This is a genomic window from Chitinophaga sp. (genome assembly GCF_035564935.1).
GTDB lineage: Bacteria > Bacteroidota > Bacteroidia > Chitinophagales > Chitinophagaceae > Chitinophaga.
In genome coordinates this window covers 1-1,793 of the sequence record NZ_DATMTE010000963.1, presented here as the reverse complement: position 1 = coordinate 1,793, position 1,793 = coordinate 1, and the positions used below count along the sequence as shown (strand labels likewise).

The window sequence follows — 1,793 nt, the reverse complement described above, 5'->3', positions numbered from 1 at the left end:
CCTGCTGCGAGCGGAATACCGATCACATTGTAAATAAAAGCCCAGAATAAATTTTGTTTGATCGTGGTCACCGTTTGTTTTGACAGCCGGATTGCCTGGGGTATTTTAGTTAGATCCGAGGAGATGATGGTCATTTTTGCCACATCCATAGCAATATCGCTGCCTTTACCCATCGCTATGCTGACGTCAGCCGTTGCCAGCGCGGTGCTGTCATTAATACCGTCGCCAACCATGGCCACCACTTTTCCCTGTTGTTGAAGCTCTTTTACAAAGTCAGCTTTGTGTTGCGGCATGACTTCCGCTTTGTAGTGTTTAATACCGGTTTGTTCGGCAATCGCTTTAGCGGTAGATTCATTATCACCCGTCAACATATAAAGTTCAATACCCATGGCCTGCATTTCTTGAATGGCCAACACGGAGGTTTCTTTGATTTTATCGGAAATTGCAATTACCGCAAGTGTATTTGTGCTATTTGCGAACCAGATAACAGTTTTGGACTCTTCACTCCATTGGTCTGCCTGACGCTGCAATTCTGCCGCTACGCTGATCCCATTTTCCATCAGCAGTTTCTTATTTCCTACATAATAAGTTTCCGGTCCATAATTCGCTTTTGCTCCTTTGCCTGTTATGCTATCGAATGCAGCTATCGGCGTGATGCTTACGCCTTCCAAATGATTGACTACTGCCTCCGCCAGCGGATGTTCTGACTGTTTCTCAATATTCAATAGGATACCATTTGTGGCATCATCATCGTTTAACCATTGTATACCCGTTACCCGTGGTTTTCCTTCCGTTATTGTTCCGGTTTTATCCAATACGATCGCATTGACGCGTTTGGCAAGCTCAAGGCTTTCCGCATCTTTGATCAAGATACCATGCTCCGCCCCTTTACCTACGCCAACCATGATTGCGGTAGGTGTTGCTAGGCCAAGTGCACAGGGACAGGCGATAACTAGTACAGTAACAGCAGCCAACAAACCTTGTACCAAGCCGTTATCCCCACCCAAAATAAGCCACATGGCAAAGGTGAATAGTGCAATGCCGATGACGACCGGAACAAATACACCGGCGATTTTATCAACCATTTTTTGTACGGGAGCTTTACTATCCTGGGCGTCCTGAACCATTTTGATGATCTGAGCTAGCATGGTCTCCTTACCCACTTTTACGGCGCGAAACCGAAAGCTGCCTTTTTGATTGATCGTACCGGCAAAAACTTTTTCATTTTCTTTTTTCAGAACAGGTACAGGTTCACCACTCAACATGCTTTCATCCACGTAGGAATCGCCCGATATGACCATCCCGTCAACAGCAATTTTTTCACCCGGTTTTACCTGAATGATATCGCCAACATTGACCGCTTCTATAGCAACCTGTCTTTCAGATCCATCTGCTTGTATTACCATCACTGTCTTAGGTTGCAAGCCCATCAGCTTTTTTATAGCTGATGAGGTATTGCCTTTGGCTTTCTCTTCCAGCAATTTCCCGAGCAAAATAAAAGCAATCACCACAGCGGCAGCTTCAAAATAGACATGCGCATGCAAGCCGCGTTGATGCCAAAAATTGGCAAACAGCATATTGAAAACACTAAATATATAAGCGATCCCAGTACTTAAAGCGACCAGGGTATCCATATTGGCTGAACCATGTTTTGCTTGTTTCCATGCATTGGTAAAAAAGTCTTTTCCCAGCCAGAGTACGACAGGTGTTGCAAAGAACCACATAATCGGGTTCGCATAAGGCATATCCATAAAGAACATGCCAATTACCACCACTGGTAGGGACAGGATGAC

1 protein-coding gene is annotated in these 1,793 nt (G+C 45.0%); it reads right to left on the bottom strand.

Annotated features, from left to right (window positions below; genetic code table 11):
• Window positions 1–1,793: copper-translocating P-type ATPase (locus VN105_RS24970; protein WP_325645365.1), on the bottom strand; the 1,793-nt coding region annotated here is incomplete at both ends.